15 protein-coding genes, 2 tRNA genes and 1 pseudogene are annotated in these 17,730 nt (G+C 45.3%); all 18 read right to left on the reverse strand.

Annotated elements, in window-relative coordinates; translation table 11 throughout:
* Positions 1-41 precede the first annotated feature (41 nt).
* Positions 42-1,337: a trigger factor gene (gene tig / locus LCY76_RS15285; protein ID WP_248253331.1), complete on the reverse strand. Its 1,296-nt coding sequence runs from the start codon at positions 1,335-1,337 to the stop codon at positions 42-44.
* A 114-nt stretch (positions 1,338-1,451) separates the two neighbouring features.
* Positions 1,452-2,504, reverse strand: a complete 1,053-nt coding sequence (locus LCY76_RS15290) for a tetratricopeptide repeat protein (RefSeq protein WP_248253332.1) — start codon at positions 2,502-2,504, stop codon at positions 1,452-1,454.
* A gap of 270 nt (positions 2,505-2,774) precedes the next feature.
* The gene (leuD, locus tag LCY76_RS15295; protein ID WP_248253333.1) at positions 2,775-3,365 is read right to left on the reverse strand and encodes a 3-isopropylmalate dehydratase small subunit; all 591 of its coding nucleotides are present in this window, start codon (positions 3,363-3,365) and stop codon (positions 2,775-2,777) included.
* Positions 3,352-4,785 carry a 3-isopropylmalate dehydratase large subunit gene (gene leuC, locus LCY76_RS15300; protein WP_248253334.1) on the reverse strand — a complete coding sequence of 478 codons (1,434 nt, stop codon included), beginning with the start codon at positions 4,783-4,785 and terminating at the stop codon, positions 3,352-3,354. The genes leuD and leuC overlap by 14 nt, the downstream gene beginning before the upstream one ends.
* Positions 4,786-4,800: 15 nt before the next feature.
* Positions 4,801-5,898 (reverse strand): 3-isopropylmalate dehydrogenase, encoded by a 1,098-nt coding sequence (gene leuB / locus LCY76_RS15305; protein WP_248253335.1) that lies wholly within the window; start codon positions 5,896-5,898, stop codon positions 4,801-4,803.
* Between the two features lie 21 nt (positions 5,899-5,919).
* Positions 5,920-7,461: a 2-isopropylmalate synthase gene (locus LCY76_RS15310; protein ID WP_248253336.1), complete on the reverse strand. Its 1,542-nt coding sequence runs from the start codon at positions 7,459-7,461 to the stop codon at positions 5,920-5,922.
* A complete protein-coding gene (ilvC, locus tag LCY76_RS15315) occupies positions 7,448-8,479 on the reverse strand; it encodes a ketol-acid reductoisomerase (protein WP_248253337.1) in 1,032 nt (343 codons plus the stop codon). Before ilvC ends, LCY76_RS15310 begins: the two co-directional genes overlap by 14 nt.
* A gap of 33 nt (positions 8,480-8,512) precedes the next feature.
* Positions 8,513-9,031 carry an acetolactate synthase small subunit gene (ilvN, locus tag LCY76_RS15320; protein WP_053357650.1) on the reverse strand — a complete coding sequence of 173 codons (519 nt, stop codon included), beginning with the start codon at positions 9,029-9,031 and terminating at the stop codon, positions 8,513-8,515.
* Entirely contained in the window at positions 9,028-10,746 is a 1,719-nt protein-coding gene (gene ilvB, locus LCY76_RS15325) for an acetolactate synthase large subunit (protein WP_248253338.1), read from the reverse strand. Before ilvB ends, ilvN begins: the two co-directional genes overlap by 4 nt.
* Positions 10,747-10,760: 14 nt before the next feature.
* Positions 10,761-10,913, reverse strand: a complete 153-nt coding sequence (locus tag LCY76_RS15330) for a hypothetical protein (protein WP_175501799.1) — start codon at positions 10,911-10,913, stop codon at positions 10,761-10,763.
* Positions 10,914-11,096: 183 nt separating this feature from the next.
* Positions 11,097-12,764: a dihydroxy-acid dehydratase gene (gene ilvD, locus LCY76_RS15335; RefSeq protein WP_248253339.1), complete on the reverse strand. Its 1,668-nt coding sequence runs from the start codon at positions 12,762-12,764 to the stop codon at positions 11,097-11,099.
* 25 nt (positions 12,765-12,789) lie between these two features.
* The gene (gene ilvE, locus LCY76_RS15340; RefSeq protein ID WP_062234014.1) at positions 12,790-13,695 is read right to left on the reverse strand and encodes a branched-chain-amino-acid transaminase; all 906 of its coding nucleotides are present in this window, start codon (positions 13,693-13,695) and stop codon (positions 12,790-12,792) included.
* Between the two features lie 330 nt (positions 13,696-14,025).
* Positions 14,026-14,102 (reverse strand) — tRNA-Arg (locus tag LCY76_RS15345).
* 178 nt (positions 14,103-14,280) lie between these two features.
* Positions 14,281-14,354 (reverse strand) — tRNA-Gly (locus LCY76_RS15350).
* A gap of 98 nt (positions 14,355-14,452) precedes the next feature.
* Positions 14,453-14,968, reverse strand: a complete 516-nt coding sequence (locus tag LCY76_RS15355) for a metallophosphoesterase family protein (RefSeq protein ID WP_248253340.1) — start codon at positions 14,966-14,968, stop codon at positions 14,453-14,455.
* Between the two features lie 14 nt (positions 14,969-14,982).
* Positions 14,983-15,576, reverse strand: a complete 594-nt coding sequence (locus LCY76_RS15360; RefSeq protein WP_248253341.1) for an XTP/dITP diphosphatase — start codon at positions 15,574-15,576, stop codon at positions 14,983-14,985.
* Positions 15,577-15,590: 14 nt separating this feature from the next.
* Entirely contained in the window at positions 15,591-16,328 is a 738-nt protein-coding gene (rph, locus tag LCY76_RS15365; protein ID WP_248253342.1) for a ribonuclease PH, read from the reverse strand.
* 120 nt (positions 16,329-16,448) lie between these two features.
* Positions 16,449-17,484, reverse strand: a pseudogene (locus tag LCY76_RS15370) (GerMN domain-containing protein).
* Positions 17,485-17,730: the final 246 nt, after the last annotated feature.

Below are 17,730 nucleotides of genomic sequence, written 5' to 3' on the forward strand. Positions count from 1 at the left end.
AAGGCACGAAAAGTTCGTGCCTTGCCAGACCTTACTCTATCTTATGCAATTGTTTTGCTGTTATCCACTAGCAGGTCAATAGCTTTTCTGATTTTAAGATCAGCTGCTACTGCGTCGTTTCCGCCTTGCATAGCAAGCATTTGCGTAATTTTCTCTACGTCCATGTTGTACATTTCAGCCATTTTCTTAAGCTCTTCATTGATTTCTTCTTCCGTAGCTTCAATTTTTTCAGCTTCAGAGATCGCTTCAAGTACTAGGTTCGTTTTCACGCGTTTTCCAGCATCTTCTTTCATTTGCTCACGAAGAGCAGCTTCATCCGTGCCAGAGAACTGGAAGTAAAGGTCAAGGTTCATACCTTGCATTTGCAGACGTTGTCCAAATTCTTGAACCATACGGTCTAATTCTGTGTTGACCATTGCTTCTGGAATATCAACTTCTGCTGCATCAACCGCTTTGTCAACGACTGAATCGCGAGTGTGGTGCTCAGCTTCATGCTTTTTGCTTTCTTCAAGCTTCGTACGGATGCTTGCTTTAAGAGCGTCAAGCGTTTCAACTTCTGCATCAGCTTCTTTAGCAAACTCGTCGTTTAGCTCAGGAAGCTGTTTTGATTTAATTTCATGGATTTTCACTTTGAAGACTGCAGGCTTACCAGCAAGCTCCGTTGCATGGTATTCTTCAGGGAACGTAATGTTAACCTCTTTTTCAGTACCTGCTTTGTCTCCGATCAATTGCTCTTCAAATCCAGGGATGAAAGAACCAGATCCGATTTCAAGTGGATAGTTCTCAGCTTTTCCGCCTTCGAACGCTTCTCCGTCAACGAATCCTTCGAAATCGATAACAGCTGTATCACCGTTTTCTACTTCGCCTTCTTCTTTTACAGCAAGCTCAGCTTGCTGCTCTTGAAGACGTTTGATTTCGCTGTCAACATCTTCGTCTGTTACAGATGCGTCGAATTCAGTAACTTCAAGCCCTTTGTATTCACCAAGTTTAACTTCAGGCTTTACTGTAACTTTAGCAGTGAAAACAAGGTTGCTTCCTTTTTCCATTTGCTCGATGTCAACCTCTGGACGGTCAACTGGATCAATTCCTGCTTCTTCTACAGCTTGGCTGTATGCTTGCGGCAAGATGATGTCTAGAGCATCTTGGTATAGAGATTCTACTCCAAAACGCTGTTCAAACATTTTTCTTGGCATTTTTCCTTTACGGAAACCTGGTACGTTTACTTGTTTAACCACTTTTTTAAATGCTTGGTCAAGAGCTGTATCTACTTCAGAAGCCTCAACTTCAATCGTTAAGACACCTTGATTACCTTCTAACTTTTCCCATTTTGCACTCATTCAAAGTTCCCTCCAACATTACGTATTTCATTGAAAATCTTACATTTTCGTTACAACCATTCCATTATATCATAACAGACTTGTATTTCAACAATGACCCTGATTGTTTCCGTATTAGTATCCTTGAAATTTATTCGGGCCGAACGTAAACCTCTCAATGTCAAGGAGTTGTTCGACCGCTTTTTCTAAAGTTTCAGGGTGGATCTCAATTTCGGATTCGATGGCATCACAGGTGTCCATACCGCTCAGTTTACCAGCTGCACACTGAAGAGCACGTGCCCAATAATGAGAATCTGCCGGTTCGGGCACCTGGGGATAAATAGCAAGGATGTAGTCCCACCATATCGTAACAGCAAATTCTGTCAGAGTCGGATTATCCTGTTCCAGCCGATCCTCCAATTCTTTTTTTACTTCAAGGTTAAATGGATCTTCATAGACATCATGAAGTTCCTGAATGTTGATGGAATAGGTATTTCCAAACTTATGTAAGGTTACGGTTTCCTGTATGTCCTTTGATTTTAAATAGTTTAGTGCCATGGTCTTGATGCCTGGGTTGCCCTCTTCATTTTCCAAGAACTCCCGGTAAACCGCTATAGTATCCTCTGGATTCATATAGCTTAATTGCTGCATGGCAATCCACTGGTTATGTATTTCACCACTTGTCATCATGTTCCGAAGGGTTTCAATTTCTTTGGAACGGTCCTGGTGCGGCTCTGGTGATAGATCAATCGGCGGTTCTGGATCATCTGTCATCTTCCGGCTGAAATGCAGAAGCTGATAAAAGGATTCTGCCTGAGCGGCTGGAAGCTGATGTTCCTCAAGCACCGCTTCAACAACAGACACAACGGATTCATATTCTGAAAGCTGAATAAGGACAGAAAGATAAATCTGCAATACATCAAAATATTCTCCGATTCCCTGCTTGAGCATTTTATCTGCTCTTATTTTCGCTTCTTGAAGCTGGCCAAGTTCAATCAGGCTTAACACAACACCCAGATGTCCCTGAGAATGTCCCGGTTCTATCTCCAGCAGCTGAAGAAAACAGGATAAAGATTCCTTAAATTGCTTTGCTTTTAAGGAAGACATTCCTTTTTCAAGCAATCGGGCCGGCAAATTAGGGAACAGTACGACATTGCTGATTTTCTTACCTTTTTTTTCATTAGCCATAAGGTTTCTTCACTTCCAGTTTCTATTTGCATCAGTTTAACAGTTTAAAGGCGTAAACTCAAGATGAGTCAGTCTTCAGGAAGTAACAATAAATCCTGCACAGCCATTGTGCAGGATTGCTCATATGTACAAATTTCCCTAAAAGGGATAGGGAATAATAGGATAGAAGGCTTACGCCATCCCGATGCTTCTAAACACTATTATTCCCGCTTAGCTGTTATTCAAACCAAATGGGGCCTGATCCTGGAAGTGAACGGCTGAATTTGGCTGTTAGACTACTCCCATCTTGTTCTCGAATTGGCTGATCTCATCATCATACTGCATAGTGATTGAAATTTCATCCCAGCCGTTCTGCAGCATCTCTTTCCAATAGGGATCAAAATCGAACGAAGCTGCCACCTCTGTACCTGCAGAGATTTCCTGACGGTCCAGGCTGAGAGTTAACTTCTTATTCCCGTTTTCCACACTGGTTTTCAATTGATCAATCACCGGTTTAGGCAGGGTGATGACGAGAATGCCATTCTTCAAAGAGTTATTATAGAAGATATCCGCAAAGTCAGGAGCGATAATGACTTTGAATCCATAATCCTTCAGTGCCCATGGAGCGTGCTCTCTCGAAGAACCGCATCCGAAATTTGCACCTGCGATTAAAATCTCAGCTCCCTCTGCATCCTCCTTATTCAGTTCAAATTCAGCGTTCGGGGTGCCATCACGGTTGAAACGCCAATCGAAAAACAAATACTGGCCAAACCCACTGCGCTCGACCCGTTTTAGGAATTGCTTAGGAATAATCTGATCTGTATCCACATTTTCACGGTCTAATACGGCTGCTGTTCCGGTAAAAGTCTTAAATCCTGGCATACGCTTCACCTTCTCTCGTACCTGAAACAAATTTTCGGACGTCCACGAATTTACCTTCAATGGCAGCTGCTGCGGCCATCGTCGGACTCACAAGATGAGTTCTCGCTCCTTTGCCCTGCCTGCCCTCAAAGTTTCTGTTGGATGTGGAGGCACATCTCTCGCCTTCCGGAACGATATCCGGGTTCATCCCAAGACACATGGAGCATCCTGAATCTCTCCATTCAAAGCCTGCTTCCTGAAAAACCTTGTGCAGTCCTTCTTTTTCTGCCTTAACTTTTACTTGCTGTGAACCAGGAACCACTATCGCGTGGACCCCGGCGTGAACTTTTTTTCCTTTAATGACTTGAGCTGCAGCCTTCAGATCACTTAGCCTTGAATTTGTACAAGAACCGATGAATACGTGCTGAACAGGTACTTCAGTCAGAGACTGTCCCGGCGCTAAACCCATATAGGCAAGTGCTTTTTGCAGGGATTCTCTCTCTCTTTCTGGTTGCCCTTCTTTAAATGAAGGAACATTCTCAGAGATTCCCACACCCATTGAAGGATTCGTTCCCCAGGTGACCATCGGCTCAACTTCTGATGCATCGATCTCGATAACTTTGTCGTATGAAGCATTGGAATCCGACTTAAGGTCCTCCCACTGCTTCACTTTTTCTTCAAATTCATAATCTTTAGGAGCGTATTTTCTTCCTCTAATATACTCATACGTTGTATCATCTGGTTCAATCAAACCTGCTTTCGCACCCGCTTCAATGGACATGTTGCACAATGTCATCCGTTCTTCCATTGTGAAATTTCTTACCGTCTCTCCTGTAAATTCAATAACATGTCCTGCACCGGCGTTAGTACCATGCCTGGCAATAAGAGCAAGTACAATGTCTTTGGCTGTTACGCCGAATCCTGGTTTTCCTTCAATATTCACTTTGAGCTGCTTCGGTTTTTGCTGCCAAAGTGTCTGGGTGGCCAGAACATGCTCCACTTCGCTCGTTCCAATCCCAAAAGCCAAGGCACCAAACGCTCCGTGTGTAGAAGTATGGCTGTCTCCGCATACGATGGTTTTGCCGGGTACCGTCAGGCCAAGCTCCGGACCGATGACATGTACGATTCCCTGGTCAGCAGAGTCAAGACCTTCCAAATGAATACCATATTCTTTGCAGTTTTCCTCAAGGGTTTGAATTTGCTTCAGCGCGATGCGGTCATCAATGACAAACCGATTTTTGGTCGGTATGTTATGATCCATCGTTGCAAAACAAAGGGCGGGTTTTCGGACTTTTCTATTCTTTTCCCGCAAGCCGGCAAAGGCTTGCGGGGAAGTCACCTCATGAAGGAGGTGCAGGTCAATATATAAAAGACCGGGCTTGTTCTTTTCCTGAATGACTGCGTGTTTATCCCAGATTTTATCTATGATTGTTTTTGCCATTTTGCACCTTCCTCCTTACACATATATTTCAAGCAGCGTTGCGGCCGCCGCGTCTTCCTCCAGCCGGTAAACCAACTGTTCCACCATTTCATCCGTTGTTGAGACTCTGCTCTTTTTGGTTTGTATGTCACCCGTACGGAATTTCGCGTTCAGGACTTCCTGAACGGCCATTTCAATGGCATCCGCCTCTTCGTTCATATGAAAGGAATGTCTGAGCATCATTGCTGCTGAAAGTACCATTCCCAGCGGATTGGCCGTATTAGTTCCTGCAATATCAGGAGCTGAACCATGAACGGGTTCAAACAATCCTGCACCTTCTTCACTCAATGATGCCGAGGCAAGCATTCCAAGAGATCCGGTAATCATGGAGGCTTCATCAGACAGGATGTCGCCAAACATATTCTCTGTCACGATAACATCAAATTGTGCAGGGTTCCGGACAAGCTGCATGGCCGCATTGTCAACAAGCATGTGGTCAACTTTAACATCTGGAAAGCTCATCGCTATTTCGTTTACAACTTCCCTCCATAGTTTGCTTGATTCCAGCACATTGGCTTTATCCACTGAAGTCAGCTTTCCGGTTCTGGAAGCCGCAAGTTCAAACGCCTTTTTCACTACTCTTTCAATTTCTTGCCTATGATAGTACAGCGTGTCTACCGCTTCATCGGATCCTGATCTCCCTTTTGGCTGAGCGAAATACAAGCCGCCTGTCAGTTCTCTTACAAACACCAAGTCTACATTTTCGATCAGTTCAGGTTTTAGCGGAGAAATATCTGCTAATGGACTGAATGCTTTTACCGGCCTCAGATTGGCGAAAACGTTGAGTTCCTTACGGATTTGGAGCAGTCCGTGTTCGGGACGCTGATCCATGCCATCCCATTTAGGTCCACCCACGGCTCCCAAAAGAACCGCGTCACTCTTTTTGCATTGTTCAAGCGTTTCAGGGGGCAGTGGATTTCCTGTCTCATCGATGGCTTTTCCGCCGATCGGCATCTCCGTCACTGTAAAACGATGCTGAAATCGGGATTCAATGGCTTTGAGCACCCGCAATGCCCCTTTCATTACTTCCGGTCCGATTCCGTCACCCGGCAAGACTGTAATTGTTTTTTCCATCTTGACCCCTCCTCATAAAATTTATAGACTGACTTTCACTAATTCTTCTTTTTGAACGTTCATAATCGTTTTGTTTAACGCATGAACGTATGCTTTTGCTGATGCTTGAAGCACATCCTGAGCAGTTCCGCTTCCGTTGATTTCCTGTTCCTCGTACTTTAGCAGAACATAGACCTGTGCTAATGCATCTCTTCCTGAACCGACGGATTGAATACGGTAATCTTTCAGCTGTACAGGCAGCGGCAGCATTTTATCCAATGTATTGTAAATGGCCTCTACACTTCCTGAGCCTGTGCCTGCTTCCTGGATGCTCTTTCCATCTGGCGCTTTTAGCGTAATGGTTGCAGTCGGAATATTATTCGTGCCATAGTTCACCTGAATATCACCTAACTGGTACATAGGGACTGGCGGCTGGATTTGATGTTCGAGAAGGAGGGCCAGAATGTCTTCTTCTGTAAGCTCCTTCTTCCGGTCGGCCAGTGCTTTAAATTCGTTGAACAGTTCATTAAGCTGCTCCTCACCGGGTTCAAAGCCCAGTTTGTTAATATGTTTCCGGAATGCGTGCCTTCCTGAATGCTTTCCGAGAACGAGCTGGTTGGAGGATACTCCGACCAGTTCGGGCGTAATAATCTCATACGTTGACTTTTCTTTAAGCACGCCATCCTGATGGATTCCAGATTCATGAGCAAAAGCGTTTCTGCCGACTACAGCCTTATTCGGCGGAACGCTGATTCCTGTCAGTCTGCTGACAAGTCCGCTCGTGCGGCTGATCTCTTTCAGTTCCAGTCTGGTTTCTGCCTGATAAAAAGTATTCCTGATAGCTAGAGCGACTGATATTTCTTCTAATGAAGCATTGCCTGCTCTTTCACCAATTCCGTTGATCGTACATTCAATCTGATCGGCTCCGTTCTCGATCGCTGCTAATGAATTAGCAACAGCCATGCCAAGGTCATCATGGCAATGAGCAGATAATTTCGCCTTATGGATATTTGGTACATGCTCTCTCACGTACCGGAAAAGGTGTCCGTATTCAGCAGGACTGTAATAGCCAACAGTATCTGGAAGATTAATGACAGTGGCACCTGCATCAATCACTTGCTCAATGATTTTTACGAGAAAAGCCAGATCTGACCGGCAGGCATCTTCTGCAGACCATTGTACGATTGGAAAACGCTCGCGTGCGTATTTCACAGATCGAACGGCTGTTTCAACCACTTCATCCGGAGTTTTTTTCAGTTTATATGTCATGTGGATCGGCGATGTTGCTAAGAAAACATGCAGCCGAGGTTCAGGTGATCCTTTTAATGCTTCCCATGCCGCATCAATATCCTTTGTCGTCGAACGGGCGAGACCTGTTACCGAACTGTTCTTGATTTCATCGGATATTCTTTTTACCGCTGCAAGATCACCAGGGGAGGCAGCCGGGAACCCTGCTTCAATGACATCTACACCGAGCCGCTCGAGCTGTTTGGCTATCTCAAGCTTTTCCTGGGCATTCAAGTTCACTCCTGCCGTTTGCTCTCCGTCCCGCAATGTTGTGTCAAAGATGTCAATTTTTCGCACTTGTCACCGCCTCCTTCGTTTTTTCCTTCTGTTGTTTAACAAAAGGCATCATTGCTCTTAACTCGCGGCCGACTACTTCAATCGGATGATGTTTTTCACTCTCATTGATGGCATGGAACACCGGGCGGTTTGCCTGATTTTCCAAGATCCAGCCTTTAGCAAACTCTCCGTTTTGGATATCCTTCAGAACCGCTCTCATTTTCGTTCTTGTATCTTCATCTACTACTCTTGGACCGGATTGGAAATCGCCCCATTGAGCTGTATCAGAAATGGAATATCTCATTCCTTCAAGGCCGCCTTCGTACATCAAGTCAACAATCAGCTTCAGCTCGTGCAGACATTCAAAGTAGGCGACCTCTGGCTGGTACCCAGCTTCTACAAGAGTTTCAAAACCTGTCTTGACAAGTGAAGTCAATCCTCCGCACAAGACAGCCTGCTCACCAAACAGATCGGTTTCGGTTTCTTCTTTAAAGGTTGTTTCAAGAACGCCGGCTCTTGCAGCTCCAATCCCTTTTGCATATTCAAGCGCCGTTTCTTTCGCAGTTCCCGTAACATCCTGATAAACCGCGATCAGCGCAGGAACACCTGCTCCAGCTTCATACGTGCGTCTTACAAGATGTCCCGGTCCTTTAGGAGCAACAAGGAAAACATCGACGAAATCCGGCGGAACGATCTGATGGAAATGAACATTGAAACCATGTGCAAAAACAAGTGCATTCCCCGGAGTCAGCGCCGGTTCGATCTCCCTTTTATAGACTTGCGGCTGAAGTTCATCCGGCAGAAGAATCATGATGACATCCGCTTCATTGGAAGCTTCTTCTACAGATGCTACTCGGACACCATCTTCAACAGCCTGGTCATAGGATTTCCCCTGTCTTACACCAACTACAACGTCATATCCGCTTTCTTTCAAATTCAAAGCGTGGGCATGCCCTTGAGATCCATATCCAATAACGGCTACCTTTTTTCCGTTTAAGTATTGATCAGCGATTTCCTTGTCATAATAAACTTTTGCCATTTTTACATCTCTCCCTAGGTTTTATAGTTATTTTTAGATAATAGAAAACTGATTCAGGTTATACACTGTTTTTTGTGTTCCGCGCGGCATTGCGGTAAGCCCTGTTCTGGAAATTTCCTTAATTCCGTACGGCCGCAGAAGCTCGATCAACGCCTCTACTTTTTCATTGTCGCCTGTCACCTCAATCGTAACGTTTTCAAGGCTTACATCAATGATGGCTGCTCTGAAAGGCTCGATAATAACTTTTATCTCACTCCGTGTATCTGGTGTGGTAATGACTTTAATCAGCGCCAATTCTCTGGCTACAAGTGCCATATCGGTGAGATCTTTTACCTTCAGCACATCGATCTGTTTATGCAGCTGTTTAAGCAGCTGTTCGAGTTTTCTGTCATCCTCGACCTGCACAACAATCGTAATTTTTGATATCCCCGGATCATCGGAATGTCCTACCGTGATGCTCTCAATGTTAAATTGCCTTTTTGTCAGTAGTCCTGTCAGCCGGTTTAACACACCGCTCTGGTTTAAAACGGTAGCTGTTATAATGCGCCTCATGGTTTCACCCCAATCATTTGATGAATTCCTTTCCCGGGAGCAATCATCGGATAGACATTTTCATCCGAAGTTACCCTGCAGTCGAGAAGGAAAGGAGAATTGGACTCCAGCGCGTTAGCAAGCTTCACTTTGGCATCCTCTTCTGTAGTAACAACCGCTGCGTCAATGCCATAAGCTGCTGCCAGTTTTACAAAGTCAGGCTGAACAGGAATGAGGGATTGTGAATAACGTTCTTCGTAAAAGATCTCCTGCCACTGCCTAACCATTCCCAGTGACTGGTTATTAACGATGACAATGATGACAGGCAGCTTCAATTCTTGAAGAACAGATAGCTCCTGTAATGTCATTTGGAATCCGCCATCACCTGTTACAGCAACAACAGGAAGTTCTGGATTTCCAATTTTCGCCCCGATAGCTGCCGGGAATCCGAATCCCATCGTTCCTAATCCTCCTGAAGTTACCCAGCGGTTTGGTTTGGAAAAACCATAATATTGCGCTGTCCACATCTGATGCTGTCCCACGTCTGTCGTAATGACCGCTTCCCCTTTTGTTTCCTCATGAATGATTTCCAGCAGCCTCTGGGGTTTTAGCGTTTCACCGTCTTTTTTATACCAGAGCGGATAACTGCTCTTCAGCTCAGATAAATGATAAACCCATTCTGTCGTATCTCCTGACGATGTGCTTTCTCTAAGCAATGCTGAAACGGTATGCTTTGCACAACCGACAATCGGAATCAGAGTTTCCACGTTCTTGCCAATCTCAGCCGGATCAATGTCAATATGGGCAACGGCTGCTTTCTTGGCGAAGTGATTTAGATCACCTGTCAAACGGTCATCGAACCGTGCTCCGATTCCAATCAGGAGATCACACTCGTGCAGAGCAATATTCGCGGCATATGTGCCATGCATTCCGGCCATTCCCAGGAAAAGGGGATGATCGGATGGGAAGCTGCCAAGCCCGAGCAATGTATTGGCGACCGGAATCCGATGCTGTTCAGCCAAGGTAAGGATTTCATTCTCTGCTCCAGCGAACAGCACACCCGCACCTGCAAGAATGACAGGTTTTTTTGCAGTGGCAATGGCGTCTGCCAGCCGTTTTACTTGGAGAAGATTCGGCATGACTGTTGGCTGGTAACCTGGCAGTGTGACTTCTTTCGGAGTAGAAAATGCTCCTAAAGCCGTCGAAATATCTTTTGGTATGTCTACCAGAACCGGACCTGGCCTTCCTGTCTGAGCGATATGAAAGGCTTCCTGGACGATCCCGGGAAGGTCTTCCACTCGTCTTACCTGGTAGTTATGTTTGGTGATCGGCATCGTTACACCGACTATGTCAGCTTCCTGGAAAGCGTCTGTACCGATAACAGATGTTGCCACCTGCCCGGTGAAGATGACAAGCGGGAGAGAATCAATCATGGCATCAGCAATTCCAGTAACGAGATTCGTTGCCCCCGGCCCCGAGGTGGCTATGACAACTCCCGCTTTTCCGGTAACCCTTGCAAACCCTTGAGCTGCATGGATGGCTCCTTGCTCATGGCGGGTTAAAATATGTCTGATATTTTTCTTGTAAAGGGCATCATAGATTGGAAGGACAGCACCTCCAGGATAGCCGAACAAGACGTCTACCCCTTCTTTTTCAAGTGCCTCCATCAGCATGTCTGCTCCTGACATCATTTGAACTTTGCTTTTCTCTTCATCAGCCACCCAGCTGGCTTTCATTCCTGATTCCTCCCTTATAAAATCATAATAAAAAGCCTTCCCACCCAAAATGACAGTGTAATCCTGCCAAAGGGGTGAAAAGGCTTCTTTTCACGGTACCACCCTTCTTCGCGGCTATGCTGCTTGGCCGCCTCATGGACGAATATGTTCGCCCGGTTTGATAACAAGTTAACTCCTCTTTCGGGTTAACTCGGCCTGCCCTACTGGCCAATGGCTTTCGGACAGACACTCAGGGGTGAGGTCCTGATAAGAGTATTACCGGTTCCCAGCGCTTCCGGCTCTCTGTGAATACTCTGTTATCATTCTTCCCCTTCATCGATTTTGAATTATTTAACTTTTTTACTAAAAGTTTATATTTTCAGAACTCCGCCAGTATTGGCTGAAGTAACCAGCTTGGAGTAACGGGCGAGATAGCCTTGTTTAATTTTAGGTTCAGGCTGTCTCCAGTCCGTTTTTCTGCTTTCCAGTTCTTCTGTGCTCAGCATGATGTTGATCGATCTTTGAGTCAAATCAATGAAAATGTGGTCGCCGTTCTCCAGGAACGCGATTGGACCGCCTTCAGCCGCTTCAGGAGAAATATGACCGATGGAAATTCCTCTGGATGCTCCTGAAAATCTTCCGTCTGTAATTAAAGCGACCTTTGTGCTTAGCCCCATTCCAGCGATTGCAGAGGTCGGTGAAAGCATCTCAGGCATTCCTGGTCCGCCTTTTGGACCTTCATACCGGATAACCACAACGTGGCCTTCTTTTACTTTTCCGCTGTTGATGCCTTCTAACGCTTCATCCTGTGATTCAAAGACGATGGCTTCTCCTTCAAAATATTTGATCGATGGATCTACACCGCCCACCTTGATCACACAGCCGTCAGGTGCAAGGTTTCCATATAGAATGGAGAGCCCGCCTACAGGACTGTAGGCGTTATCAGGGTATCTGATTACATCGCTGTTTGTAATGGCAGCATCTTTTATATTTTCATAGAGAGTTTTCCCCGTAATCGTGATCCGGTCTTTATGAACTGCTCCTTCAATGTGGCAGAGCTGTTTCATGATGGCACTGACTCCACCGGCATCATGGACATCCTGCATCGTGTAGTCGGATGCGGGACTGATCTTGGATAAATAAGGAACCCTTTCAGCTACTTCATTAATTCGTTTAAGATCGTATTCGATCCCCGCCTCATGTGCGATGGCCAGCATATGAAGTACGGTGTTCGTTGATCCTCCCATGGCCATATCCAATGCAAAAGCATCATCTATGGCTTCTTTTGTAATAATGTCTCTTGGCCGGATATCGCGTTCGACCAGATCCATCAAACAGGAGGCAGCATCTTTATAGAGCTTATCCCGCTCTTTCGAAGTGGCGACGAGTGTCCCGTTTCCCGGCAATGTAATGCCGAGCATTTCCATAATGGAGTTCATGCTGTTAGCAGTGAACATCCCGGAGCAGGATCCGCAGGTCGGACAGGCGCTTGATTCAAGCTCAAGCAGTTCTTCCCTCGACATCTTACCGGAAAGATGTGATCCGACTCCTTCGAATACAGAAACGAGCGAAAGTGATTTTCCAGCGGATGATTTCCCTGCTTCCATTGGGCCGCCTGAAACGAATACGGCAGGTACATTCGTTCTAACTGCTGCCATCAGCATGCCCGGCGTTATCTTGTCACAGTTTGGAATAAAAAAGACTCCGTCAAACCAGTGAGCATTAATGACTGTTTCCGCTGAATCAGCAATAATTTCCCGGCTCGGAAGCGAATAACGCATCCCGATGTGCCCCATGGCAATCCCATCATCGACGCCGATTGTATTAAACTCAAACGGGACACCGCCTGCTTCACGGATGGCTTGCTTAACTTGTTCGCCTACTTTATTGAGGTGCATATGTCCCGGAATGATATCTACATACGAGTTGCAGACCCCGATAAATGGCTTGTTCATGTCTTCCTCTTTGACACCGGCAGCATGCAGCAAGCTGCGATGCGGTGCCCGGTCAATTCCTTTTTTTATCATGTTACTGCGCATAGACCACAACTCCTGTTACGTATGATTAGCCCGCTTGTACGGTAGTGGAAGCCGGATAGACTTTGACTCCCTCTTCGACAACTCTTTGCCTGAACGCTTGCAGCAAAATATTCGTGTGTTTTCCTGGAACACCTTCACCGATTACCCTGCCGTCCACTTTGATAACAGCAATGACTTCAGCAGCCGTCCCTGTAAGAAACACTTCATCAGCCACATACACATCATGTCTTGTAAATGGCTCTTCGCTAACGTTGTAGCCAAGTTCTGCAGCGATCTCAACGATAGCGTTCCTCGTAATTCCCTCAAGCGCTCCCAGGTAACCCGGTGGTGTTTTGATACTATTTCCTTTAACAATAAATACGTTATCTGCAGAACCTTCGGCTACATAGCCTTGGTCGTTCAACATAAGCGCTTCGCTGACACCAGCCAGATTGGCTTCAATTTTGACGAGTATGTTGTTTAAGTAATTCAATGATTTTACTTTTGGACTCAAGACATCTGCGCGGTTCCTGCGGCTCGCTACTGTCACAATTTCGATTCCAGTCTCATAAAGTTTTTTAGGGAAGAGAGCCAGCTGTTCTGCAATGATGATAACCCCCGGTTTTTCACAGGTAAATGGATCCAGGCCAAGATTCCCTCTTCCACGGGATATGACTAAACGAATGTAGGCATCACGATATTGGTTTTTTTGGAGCGTCTCGACGATAATTTTTGTCAGCTCCTCTTTTGTGTGCGGAATGGTTAACATGATGGATTGAGCTGATTCAAACAGACGCTGTAGATGTTCATCAAGCCGATAAACATTTCCATTGTAGACTCGAATGCCTTCAAACACCCCATCTCCGTACAAAAATCCGTGATCATAAACAGAGATTTTGGCATCTTCTTTCAAGACAAATTCACCGTCTACATAAACCCATTGTTCTAACATCGTGATCCTCCTTTTCTCCTTCGTAAATTGTTCGAATATTTAAATATAATCTGATAATTGCTGATTATGTTACGCCCCTTTTTGTTCTAGGTCAACCACCTTTTTTGAAAAAAATTAATTTTTCAGTTTATTCAGTTTTATTGTATCCGCTTACATCCTTTGCGCCAAAGAGAAAAGAAAACGAAACATGTCCATTGTAAACATTTTTGAAGCGCTTACAAAAATAGTCTAAGCACTCTTTAGGTAAGCAAAAGTAAACAAAAAAAAGACACCTCTTTCAGTACATTTAATCGATGTACTGAAAAAGGTGTCTATAGTATGTAAGTTATATGGCGTCCCAGGAGAGATTCGAACTCCCGACCGTACGCTTAGAAGGCGTATGCTCTATCCGGCTGAGCTACTGGGACATATGTATTTTAGAGCCCTTTCCGCTTAGCAATGCAACTTCATGCGATTGCAGAGCGCTGCGGGCACACAGTTTTGTTTTCCTCGGGGAAAACATTATGATCAATCAATTCTCTTTGACTTTTCCAGTATAAAAAAGTCTTGCCTGTTTGTTTCCATTGCGACGTGAGAAATAGCAAATGGAGCGGGTGATGAGAATCGAACTCACGACCAGAGCTTGGAAGGCTCTTGTTTTACCACTAAACTACACCCGCAAGTAGGTAACTTAGGTCACTAACATCAGCGACATAACTAAATATACTATATCCCATTTAGTATGTCAACAGATTTGGGGAGAAAAATCTCCCCATTGTTAAATGAGCTGAAATTCACTTCTCAGGTCTTCTACTTCTTTTCCTTCAAGATCCAAAAAGGATACGTTCACCGTACTGCCTTCAACCTGACAGATCGCGTAGGTTTTTTCAAAACGTTCTCTTGGCATTCTGATGCTGCCTGGATTGATATAGATATGGCCGTTCTTCTCAAAGCTGTGCGCTGTGTGAGAGTGTCCGTAACAAATAACCTTAGCTCCTGTTTCTTCTCCTCGATAGGTTAGTGATACGAGTGACATTTTCACATTATACAGGTGGCCATGCGTGACATAAAAGCAAGTGTCCCCAATCAGCTCTATAGCTTCTGTAGGAAGGTCAGGCGCAGCATAATCCATATTGCCCTGCACCGTGATAAAATCCTTTAATTCGCGGGAATCAGCAGTAAGCTCGGAATCTCCGCAATGAATCATTGCTTCTACTTCACCTCGGTGACGGTCTTTGATCATTTCCAGTTCCTTTTTATATCCGTGGCTGTCACTGACGATTAAAACTTTCACAGTTGGCTAACCTCCTAAAACAGCAGATGCATCTGATCCTTAAGCTTCGCCATTGCATTTGCACGATGGCTGATTTTGTTTTTCTCTTCTTTTGTGAGCTCTGCCATAGTGGACGAAGTATGCCCGACGACAAAGATTGGATCATAGCCGAAGCCGTTGCTTCCCGTCTTTTTATAGCCGATCTCACCTTCACAATACCCTTCAACGATCAGTGTTTCCATACCTGGCCTTGCAACGGCGAGCGCGCACACAAATCTTGCACTGCGCTCTTCAGGCGGTACGCTTCGCATCTCGTCAAGCACTTTGTCCATATTTTTATTATCGTCTTTTTCTATTCCCGCATATCGGGCCGAGAAAACACCCGGCCTGCCGTCTAAAGCGTCTATGACAAGGCCTGAATCATCCGCGATAACAGGAATATTGTAAAGTTCTGATATTTCTTCTGCTTTTAATGCTGCGTTTTCAGCAAATGTGGTTCCTGTTTCTTCAACATCCGGAGTGTTCTCCACATCCAGCAAAGAGGTCACTTCCAATCCCATTTCTGAGAACATAAACGTAAATTCTTTTACTTTACCTTCGTTCTTTGTCGCAATCAGTACTTTTTTCATCATCAATACCTGCCTTACTTAATTAGTTTCGCCAGTTCACCGAGCACTTCCTTCTGAATGCCAATCAATTCAGTGACGCCTTTATTCCCTAATTCGAGCAGTGTCTGCAGCTGCTGATAAGAAAAAGTCGCTTCCTCTCCTGTTCCTTGAAGCTCGACAAATTCTCCGCTGCCGGTCATGACAATATTCATGTCTACTGAAGCAGCCGAATCTTCGGCATAATTCAAATCCAGCAGGGCTCCTTCTTTTTCGTCAATCCCTGCAGAAGTAGCAGCAAGAAAATCACTAACCGGCATTTGTTTAATCGCTTTGGTCTCCAAAAGCTTACCAAAAGCTAATACCATCGCAACAAACGCCCCTGTAATGGAAGCCGTCCGCGTCCCTCCGTCAGCTTGAATGACATCACAATCAACCCAGATTGTCCGCTCTCCGATTTTCGAAAGGTCAACGACGGAACGGAGCGCCCTTCCAATCAGCCGCTGGATTTCCATCGTACGGCCCGTTACTTTCCCCTTGCTTGACTCCCGGATCGTACGCTGTTCTGTCGCTCGCGGAAGCATCGAATATTCAGCTGTTATCCAGCCTTTACCCTGCCCTCTCATAAACGGAGGAACTCTCTCTTCGATGCTTGCAGTACAAATCACTTTTGTGTCACCTACTGCTATGAGGACAGCTCCTTCCGGATGTTTTATGTAATCTTTATCCATCATTACGGGCCTTAGTTCGTTGTTCGCCCTTCCGTCATTCCTCATCATAAACCTCCTGCATTATCTTGCTCACTTTCATCGCCTGATCTTATTTTTCGTTTTATGCCATAAAAAAAAGAGAAGGCTTAAGCCGTCTCTTTTATCCTACCACAAGTTATTCATGGATTAAAATTCGCCGGTGTTTACCATAGCAGGTCTTGAAACTGGAGCTGTGATTGACTTTCCATCTTCGGACTTCAGTTTTGTTTTTCCGTTAACATGAATGGCTACTTTTTTCACATCATTTAATTCTGTCAAGGATAATACGATCGATTTCAACACAGCATCGTCAATCGTATTTTCCGATTTATTATCCAAGATGGCTTTATTGAAATTCAGCGTGGCTACCCGTTTTTAACAACTGGTGTATCGAGTAATTTCACATCATTTCTGAATCCGGTTAAAAGTCTGCTTTGTTCTCCTGGCCCCTGTATCAGTTCTTGGACAGCTGCCGTTATTTTATCGCTGTCATTTTTCGCTACCCTCCGTGTCACCGGAACATAATATTCTTGAGTACCATTTTCCGCAACAAAATACAGGGTGGCTGTATCGCTGCCGGTCATGTCGACTACATCGCCATTTTCAATATTAATACCGTCAGCACGGCTTACTCCGTCATTGATCGGTGTATGATTGACAGGCATAACGTCTTGATTCTTGCCGTCTATTTGAATTTTCACATTTTTAATTGAATCAAATTGAGTAAGCGTGAAAGTGATCGACTGTAAAAGCTTTTGTTCATCCTGGCCTCGGTAATCCTTGAATTCCTTGGAAAAATTCGCGGTTGCCGTGCCGTCTTTACCGACGACAACGTCCAGTACTTGCGTATCTGGCGGCAGCACTGCCTGGAATCCGTTTGGCAGGATATTGGATACCGGCCCGTCTTTTACTAAGTACTCTAATACTTGTTTTGCAGCCGTACCTGATTTTGGCAGGTTCATCATTTGAGGCACGACCAGCCCATTGCTGTCCAATAAAAACAGTTGGCGTTTCACGGAGTTTTTGGTGGCTTTGGCAGTTGTTTCTTTATCAAGAGACTTGCCTTCCTTCACGTAGTTCACTTTCGGGGGATCTAGCTCATTTCCTGCTTTTTCTCCCCCAGTCCACACCCCGCCATCAGCATTGACACTGATAGGAGAAGCAGCGGCGCTCCTGCCCTCATTTTTTGTACATACTTTTCCCTCCCCAAGTGGTTGTACTACTATGTATACGGGCTGTCCCGCCTTTTAGACCACTCTCGGAAAAAATAAAAGGGGCTGTCCAAGAAGTCTGTAAGCTGTTGATTTCCGTTCCAGGCTGCTCGCTTTCCGCGGGGCGTGCGGTGAGCCTCTTGGTGCAAGCACCGGCGGGAGTCTCACCTGTCACGCTAGTCCCGCAGGAGTCTCGCACCTTCCACTTCAATCAACTT

Origin of the sequence: Fictibacillus marinisediminis (assembly GCF_023149135.1) — a bacterium.
Lineage (GTDB): Bacteria > Bacillota > Bacilli > Bacillales > Fictibacillaceae > Fictibacillus_C > Fictibacillus_C marinisediminis.

Excerpts from the sequence above, each read along its gene's own strand:
- leuB (WP_248253335.1), bottom strand. The coding sequence starts at position 5,898 with ATGGAAAAAACAATTACAGTCTTGCCGGGTGACGGAATCGGACCGGAA.
- ilvN (WP_053357650.1), bottom strand. The coding sequence starts at position 9,031 with ATGAGGCGCATTATAACAGCTACCGTTTTAAACCAGAGCGGTGTGTTA.
- leuC (WP_248253334.1), bottom strand. The coding sequence starts at position 4,785 with ATGGCAAAAACAATCATAGATAAAATCTGGGATAAACACGCAGTCATT.
- LCY76_RS15360 (WP_248253341.1), bottom strand. The coding sequence starts at position 15,576 with ATGAAAAAAGTACTGATTGCGACAAAGAACGAAGGTAAAGTAAAAGAA.
- leuD (WP_248253333.1), bottom strand. The coding sequence starts at position 3,365 with ATGCCAGGATTTAAGACTTTTACCGGAACAGCAGCCGTATTAGACCGT.
- ilvB (WP_248253338.1), bottom strand. The coding sequence starts at position 10,746 with ATGAAAGCCAGCTGGGTGGCTGATGAAGAGAAAAGCAAAGTTCAAATG.
- LCY76_RS15290 (WP_248253332.1), bottom strand. The coding sequence starts at position 2,504 with ATGGCTAATGAAAAAAAAGGTAAGAAAATCAGCAATGTCGTACTGTTC.
- ilvD (WP_248253339.1), bottom strand. The coding sequence starts at position 12,764 with ATGCGCAGTAACATGATAAAAAAAGGAATTGACCGGGCACCGCATCGC.
- ilvE (WP_062234014.1), bottom strand. The coding sequence starts at position 13,695 with ATGTTAGAACAATGGGTTTATGTAGACGGTGAATTTGTCTTGAAAGAA.
- rph (WP_248253342.1), bottom strand. The coding sequence starts at position 16,328 with ATGAGGAATGACGGAAGGGCGAACAACGAACTAAGGCCCGTAATGATG.
- ilvC (WP_248253337.1), bottom strand. The coding sequence starts at position 8,479 with ATGGCAAAAGTTTATTATGACAAGGAAATCGCTGATCAATACTTAAAC.
- tig (WP_248253331.1), bottom strand. The coding sequence starts at position 1,337 with ATGAGTGCAAAATGGGAAAAGTTAGAAGGTAATCAAGGTGTCTTAACG.